The organism is Polaromonas sp. (assembly GCF_012927455.1).
GTDB lineage: Bacteria > Pseudomonadota > Gammaproteobacteria > Burkholderiales > Burkholderiaceae_C > Polaromonas.
Genome location: NZ_JABBPE010000010.1, coordinates 65,343 through 72,307, shown reverse-complemented (window position 1 = coordinate 72,307; position 6,965 = coordinate 65,343). Strand labels below are relative to the sequence as shown.

Below are 6,965 nucleotides of genomic sequence, written 5' to 3'. Positions count from 1 at the left end.
CGGCCATGACGCTGGCTGCGGTTGACCGGCTGGTGCATCACGCAACCATTCTGGAGATGAACGTGGAGAGCTACCGCCGCCGCGCCGCACAGGCGGGGCATGCTCCGCCTGCCAGAAAGGCTCGTTCAACAACCTAACCAGTTCCATTCATTCCCCGCTTCCACCGGCCAGGATAGTTGTCGCCGAGCGGTCAAGATAGTTGACGTCGACCAGCTGGCATTGAGTCATGGCGCTAGTCAAAGGAAAGCAGTCGCTTGGAATGCCGGGGCAAAACTTCCGGTTGAGCGGTGGGGACGTTCGCCCGTTTCCATCGAAAAACTCACTGCGTGAAAGCCAAAAAACGGCCCACAAACATAGCTGTTGCATAATTTGTACCAAAGTGCAAATAAATTAACCAAATGCAATGGACAAATGCCGAGTTTCAAAAAAATCTCACTTGGGTTCTTGATGGCCGCTGCCATCAGCGTCCAGGCGCAGGGAATGGTTACCGCTGCCATGGGCACGCGGGCGGTTCTGAAGGCCTATACAGACGCAGACGGCAAAAGCGAAACCGCGTCTCTGAACGTGAAAGACATCTCCTTCCCTCTCAAAATATTTGAAATATCTGAGCAGGGATTTGTCCACGTGAAGGTAGCAAGCCAGGATGTCTGGCTGGATCGCAAGCAGATCCGCATTCCTCCAGAGTCTCTGGAGGTGTCATGCCTCACGGTAGACCGCACAAATGCCAATTTGGTCACGGCTGGTATCCGTGGCGCAAACGCAGGCTGCAAATAAAAAAATCTAGTAGGGATTTCATCCGCAAGTTGGACGGTTGGGGGTAAACCATGTCAGTCACATCTTTCTTTTCCTTCCTTGAAGTGCGCCGCGCAACTCGCGTTGCCGCGTGCCTTCTTTTTCCGCTTTGGTTGTCTACGGTTCACGCCGAAGGTTCACTGGATAGCGCTCCGCAGGCGTCAGACACCTTGCCTGCCGCTGCCTCCGCCACTACTGTGACAGGCGGTGCCATTGGCGGCTTTTTCAGTAACCTGGGAAATTCCATCAACAACGTCGTCACAGGCAGTCGTGACAAACTTCAATTCCTGGACCTCGCCCCTGGCACATACCAAAAATCGAACGAAGCCATTGGCGAGCAAAAAGACATTGATGAAAACCGCATCACCCGGGGTGTGTTGTCAGTACCGAGTTTTACGAATTACGCCAACGTCGTGCTTGGAAAACTCAAGGACGCAAGCGCAGTTGAGCAGGTACCAGGACAAGTCATTGTGGTGGCCAACGACCAGATGGACGCTGGGGCTACCGCGGACGGCAATATTTTCATTTCCAGCGGTTACATCAGAGAATTGAAAAACGAAGACCAATTGGCTGCATTGCTAGCCCATGAGTTGTCGCACGTGCTTTTGAGGCATCACGACTCCAATGCATTCAGCCGGGTACAAAAACAGATTTCCACGCTGACCGCGGTGGGTATGAATATTCGCAATGCAGTCGACAAGTCAACGGGTGGCGCGGCCAGCAGTGCGCTGTCTCCAGGACAAAAAGAAGTACTGCAACAAATGGAATTGCTGATTAGCATTAGCGATATCGCGCTTAGCCCTGCCTGGGGGCGGCGGCAAGAAGCTGAAGGAGACCGTCTGGGCATGGATTTGATGGTCAAGGCAGGCTACAGCTACCAGGATGGTCTCATTCCCTGGCTGGAAACGGTGGCAAAGTGGGACGCGATTCAGGATGAAAAAAAAGCTGTGGCCTTCAAAAAGCAGCAAGCATCCATGCAAGCCTTGATTGCCGGGGGAAAGTTTGATGACTCCATTAAACAGGGGTTGGGTTTTGCACTAAATGACATCAAAAGCCAGCTTTCTGCCGGCCACGAGGGCGGCGAAAAGCGCATCAATGACATCGACGCGTACTTCATCAAAGCCTACAACGAAAAAGTGCCAAAGGTTGCGCCAACAACTTCTCCTTATGAACAAGCCCGGAACAAGCCTGATGTCAAGCTCGTTCTGGCCGACTACAGCAAAGTGTTTCAAGCGCGCAGTTTGGTCACTGATCAAAAGTACGCCGATGCGCAAGGGTTACTAAAGCCGTTGCTGGTGCCAAAGTCGCAAATTGCTGGGCACGCGTTGCCCAATCAGCTGATGTTCGAGGCACTAAGGGGCCTGGGCCGCCGCAAGGAAGCCGAGGTGTATTTGTCCAAAAGCCTACAGTCAAACAACTCGGTGTGGGCTGCATATGACTCGGCCGCTACTTACTTCAAGGACCAGGGTAATGAAGATGCCATCGGCAAAGTGGGCCAGAGTGCTTTTCAGCGCTTCTCGGGCGCGCCGTCGGCTTATCCAAGGTTGATTGCACTCTACAAGCGCAACGGTTTAACGAAAAACATGAATGCCGTGATGGCGGAATGTGCGTTGAAGCAAGCTGACAAACGTGACCAGTGTTTGGCGGCGACTCAATAAATAGCCATGAAATCCCGCACACACAAAGCATCTGACCGCCAGACCTGGCGATGGCATCTTTATGTGGTATTCATGACCATTGTGGTCGGTCTTTTCCTGGCGTGGTTATCGAACAAGCTGCTGATGGAAGAGGTCATCAAAAGGGCAACAACCCGCATTTACGCGCCTTTATTGTCGTTGAACTATCCGGACATTGGCCAGCGCGCTATTGCGGTCATGACCCTCGACGACACAGACCTGAAAGAATATGGCTTGAACTGGCCTGTACCTCTGGATTATTACCAGCGCCTCCTGGACGGGGTCGTCAAGAGAAAACCGAAAGCCGTATTTCTGGATGTTCTCTTCTTGGATGACAAGCCAAAAAAAGAAGTCGAAAGCCTGATAGATGCTGCATGCCGTGCCACTGATGCAGGAATCCCGTTTTTTTTGGCAACTTTTGCACTGGAACCATTGACCTCAAATACCGAGCGGCAAATATTTGCCGCGCGCAGTGGCTCCGGCGTACCGTGCGTGATTCCCGTGCGGCCCAACGTGACCCCGGATTCTCTTGACCAGTCACAGTGGGCCTACCCGCTGAGACCACGTAATGCCGACGAAGATAAAGAAAACTCCTCCCTACCAGATTCAGTTGCCCTGACCATCTATTGCAAACTTTACCCTGGTACTTGCCCCGCCGAAACGGATGTGCCTTTGGCGCTTATTTGGGCCACAAGAGCTGCATCAACCAATGTATCGACCATGGTTGTCCGTGACAAACAAGGGAGTCTGATACCCGTATGCCGGGACGTCTGGAATTGGTGGGAAGTGATACCTGGCACCGTGTTGTTCCGTCAAATTGCCAACATGTCAATGTTGCCACTCTGCCCATATAACCAAGTGATTCCAGTCAGGGCTTTTAAAAAGTATGGGTTTACTGTTGAACAACTTGACGAAGAATTAAAAGGTAAAGTGGTCTTGATTGGCGCTGATTTAAAGGCGATTGGTGACAACCTGTTTTCACCACTACATGGCAGACTGCCAGGCGTCCATGTCCACGCCATGGCCTTGGACAACTTGATCTCATTTAAAGGAAAATACCGGGAAAATGGAGACTTTGAGTGGCGCGAACTATGGCACTCGTCTGCGAATATCTTCATTTTCCTGAGTCTGCTGTTGACTGCATTGATGATGGTTCCGTGGAACCACCACAAAGAGGCCGTATTGGCGAGGAAGTCGCCTCGTAAAGCAGGATCATGCAGCCCATCCAGCTGCAGAAACCGAGCCAGGATTTTTATGATTTTGTGCAGCCCTTTTATGCTGATCCTGGGCGGTCTAATCGTTGGCCGAAAGAAGAAAACGATTTCTCAGTGGATGCTGCCGATCATTCATGTGCTCATCTATTTGATACTTGGCGTTGCCATCTTTTACCTAGGGTATTACGTTTTTTTTCAGGGACCACTGGCGATCATCGAATACGTGATGTTTCCCGTCATGGCGCATTTTCTGCATATTGGCGAAACCATTGCCAATCGTTCCAAACAGCTCTGGTATGCCATGAGTGCCCCAGACCCTTGGGCACATTGGGCGCTCATTGAAAATAAATACACATGACCCGTATGGAGGCTGAGCGTCGATAGATAGCTCCTGGACGACTCCCGAAGTTGAGCGCGCTTGCTGCGGCGATTCAGGGTGGTTGAGTCTGCCATGCGATCCGTGTTCGCTGCACCATTGGCGCGCAGTTTATGTATTTTTCCTGGGTTTAACGCCCCATCAAACTAGCCCCCTTACACGATCCATGATCCTAGAAAAAGCAGTTGTGATGACGAATGCCCGCTAAGTGCAAGCGGAACAACGGAATTCAGCGTCATGCAGTTTCACCCATTTGGTACTGCTCCGCAGAGGCTAAAAAACTGGTGCAACCCGCAGGGACCGGAACCGCCTACTCTCCGCGGAAAAACGTATTCAACTCGCCACCGTTCGCGGCGCCGGTGAAGCCGTCAAACTTGCCCTCCGTGGCAATCGTCTGCGCGGCGCGCATGAAGCCGCCCCACGCCGTGCGCGCGAGGGCGCCGCCGACACTCACCCGGCGCACGCCCAGCGCCTCAATGTCGTGCAGCGTGAGTTCGGTAGTAAAGCCGATCAGCAAGTTGACAGGCTTGGGTGCTACTGCAGCCACCACTGCGGCGATCTGCTCACGTGTCGTGATGCCGGGCGCATAGAGGCAATCCGCGCCCGCTTCGGCGTAGGCCTGCAGGCGGCGAATCGCATCGGGCAAATCCGGCCGGTCGACGATGAAGTTCTCAGCCCGCCCGATCAGTAACGTGTCGCCGCCGGATTCATCGATTGCCGCGCGAGCGGCGCGCATGCGCTCGACCGCCGAGGCGATGTCGCGTAGAGGTTCGCTTGCGTCGCCTGTGGAATCCTCGATGGCCCGTCGGCCTTCGCGTGCCGCCATGCCGTGCCCGAGCTAGTGGTCGCCAGCGCCTTGAAGCCAAGCCTCTGGAGATAAAGCGCACTGCCAGCGTCCCAAGGGTTCGGAATGACGAAACAGCCAGATTCGTGCAGCAGGCGGAAGGCGCGCCGGCGGGCGGATACGTTTTGGGGTGTAAGCATGGGATGTCTTCAGTTCGTAGAACGGTTGTCGGCACCATTGTGCGTCGCCGGCATCAACAAGTGGTGCCTCAAGGGGAGCGCTTTATTCCAACGCAAACCAGAGTCGGCGATACTGTATGTATGTACAGCAAAAATTTTCAGCGAATTCCAATCCTGCTGTCTGATGCGCCGCTTTTGGCACTGCTGATCCCAAACCGGGTCTGCGCCGGTTTTCCGTCCCCGGCTGAAGACCTCGGCGCACAGCGCATTGACCTGACTCAAATGCTGATTGTTCACGCGCAGGCCACCTACTTTTTGCGTGCCAGCGGGCAATCGATGATCGAGGCTGGTATTTTTGACAACGATATTTTGGTCGTGGACCGCGCCATCAAACCCCGCCACAACCACATCGTGGTGGCTGTTGTGGATGGCGACTTCACCGTCAAGCGTCTTTACCAGAGGGCAGGGCGCATCAAGCTCAAAGCTGCCAACCCCACGTACCCCGACATCGTGCCCAAGGAAGGGCAGACCATCGAGGTCTGGGGCGTGGTGACCAGCAGCATCAAGCAGTTTCTGGTTTGACGGCGCTGTATGTACGCCTTGGTGGACGGAAACAACTTCTATGTGAGCTGCGAGCGAGTGTTCCGCCCTACTTTGAACGGTTGCCCGGTAGTTGTGCTGAGCAACAACGACGGTTGTGCCATCGCCCGCAGCAATGAAGCCAAAGCGCTCGGTATTGCCATGGGAGCGCCGTGGTTCAAGATCAAACACATGGCGGAATCTGATGGCTTGGTGGCACTGTCGGCGAACTTTGCGCTCTATGGCGACCTGAGCGACCGCATGATGAGTCTGGCTGCGGGTCTCGGGCCACTGCAGGAAATCTATTCAATTGACGAGAGCTTTATCGATCTGACCGGTGTGCGCGGCAATCTGGTCGAGCGCAGCCACAAGGTACGCGCCCGCATCTTGCAGTGGGTGGGTATCCCGTGCGGCATTGGCATAGGTGCCACCAAGACCCTGGCAAAACTGGCGAACCACATTGCCAAGACAGCAGAGCGCAAGCCGGGAAGTTACCCCGAGCATTTTGCACAGGTCTGCAATCTGGCAACGTTGACGCCGCTCGAGTTAGAGGCAGTCATGGCCGCCACGCCAGTCAACGAGGTCTGGGGCGTTGGCAGGCAGATCACAAAGCAACTATTAGAGGGCGGCGTCAACACTGTGCTGGACCTGGTGCGAATTGACCTAGCCATGGTCAAACGGCGGTGGTCCGTGGTTCTGGAACGTACGGTGCGGGAGTTGCAGGGTACCAGTTGCATTGACCTGGAACACGCGCCACAACCGAAACAGGAGATTGCCTGTACACGGTCATTCGGGCACCCGGTGACAGAACTCCACGAACTCGAAGAAGCCGTGACCGAGTTTGCCAGCCGCGCCGCCCAAAAGCTGCGCAAACAAAGCAGCCTCGCCGGTCAGGTGATGTGTTTCATCCGCACCAGCCCGTTTCGGCAGGACGCTCAGTACAGCCGCTCAGTCACGATGCCGTTGCGCAGACCCAGCGCGGACACAACGGTAATTGTGGCTGCGGCCCTGGCGGGGTTGCGCGCCATTTATCGTCCCGGTTTCAAACTGGCGAAGGCCGGTGTCATGCTGCTGGAACTCCAGTCTGACACGGTGCAACAACAGGAGCTCGCGCTTGAGCGGGAAGATGACAACGTGGCCGACAGAGGCCGCCTCATGACAACCCTCGATGACCTCAACCAGCGATATGGCAGGGGCACAGTGCTGATGGCAAGTGCCGGTCTGGCTGGAAATCGTCGAGCGTGGTCGATGAAACAGGAGCGCCGAACGCCCGGGTACACCACTTGTCTGGCGGATATGGCTGTGGCGAGGGCATGAGTGTTAGCGCCAGTTGAATACTGACCACCTGTGCCAATTGAATTCTGG

At 54.9% G+C, this 6,965-nt stretch carries 7 protein-coding genes and 1 pseudogene; 6 read left to right on the top strand and 2 right to left on the bottom strand.

Translation table 11 applies throughout. The features are described 5' to 3' along the window. Window positions 1-137: ATP-binding protein (locus HHJ18_RS11450; protein ID WP_296913941.1), on the top strand; the 137-nt coding region annotated here is incomplete at its 5' end. A 99-nt stretch (window positions 138-236) separates the two neighbouring features. Here HHJ18_RS11450 and HHJ18_RS11445 read toward each other — a convergent pair. Continuing rightward, on the bottom strand, window positions 237-425 hold the full coding sequence (locus HHJ18_RS11445; RefSeq protein ID WP_296915391.1) for a hypothetical protein: 189 nt from the start codon (window positions 423-425) through the stop codon (window positions 237-239). A gap of 22 nt (window positions 426-447) precedes the next feature. On the opposite strand from HHJ18_RS11445, the gene HHJ18_RS11440 reads away from it, so the two are divergent. Genes HHJ18_RS11440 through HHJ18_RS11430 form a run of 3 tightly spaced genes read left to right on the top strand, consistent with a single transcriptional unit; the run spans window position 448 to window position 4,040 of the window. Then, the gene (locus tag HHJ18_RS11440; RefSeq protein ID WP_296915390.1) at window positions 448-774 is read left to right on the top strand and encodes a hypothetical protein; all 327 of its coding nucleotides are present in this window, start codon (window positions 448-450) and stop codon (window positions 772-774) included. Between the two features lie 50 nt (window positions 775-824). Then, the gene (locus tag HHJ18_RS11435) at window positions 825-2,450 is read left to right on the top strand and encodes a M48 family metalloprotease (RefSeq protein WP_296915388.1); all 1,626 of its coding nucleotides are present in this window, start codon (window positions 825-827) and stop codon (window positions 2,448-2,450) included. Window positions 2,451-2,456: 6 nt separating this feature from the next. Further along, window positions 2,457-4,040 (top strand): CHASE2 domain-containing protein, encoded by a 1,584-nt coding sequence (locus tag HHJ18_RS11430; protein WP_296915387.1) that lies wholly within the window; start codon window positions 2,457-2,459, stop codon window positions 4,038-4,040. Between the two features lie 328 nt (window positions 4,041-4,368). Here the strand turns inward: HHJ18_RS11430 and HHJ18_RS11425 are convergent. Next, window positions 4,369-5,042 (bottom strand): annotated as a pseudogene (locus HHJ18_RS11425) (isocitrate lyase/phosphoenolpyruvate mutase family protein). Between the two features lie 120 nt (window positions 5,043-5,162). Between HHJ18_RS11425 and umuD the strand changes: the two are divergent. Then, complete coding sequence (umuD, locus tag HHJ18_RS11420) at window positions 5,163-5,603, top strand: translesion error-prone DNA polymerase V autoproteolytic subunit (RefSeq protein ID WP_296915385.1); 441 nt, start codon at window positions 5,163-5,165, stop codon at window positions 5,601-5,603. Window positions 5,604-5,612: 9 nt separating this feature from the next. Then, complete coding sequence (locus HHJ18_RS11415) at window positions 5,613-6,917, top strand: Y-family DNA polymerase (RefSeq protein ID WP_296915384.1); 1,305 nt, start codon at window positions 5,613-5,615, stop codon at window positions 6,915-6,917. The last annotated feature ends 48 nt before the right edge of the window (window positions 6,918-6,965 follow it).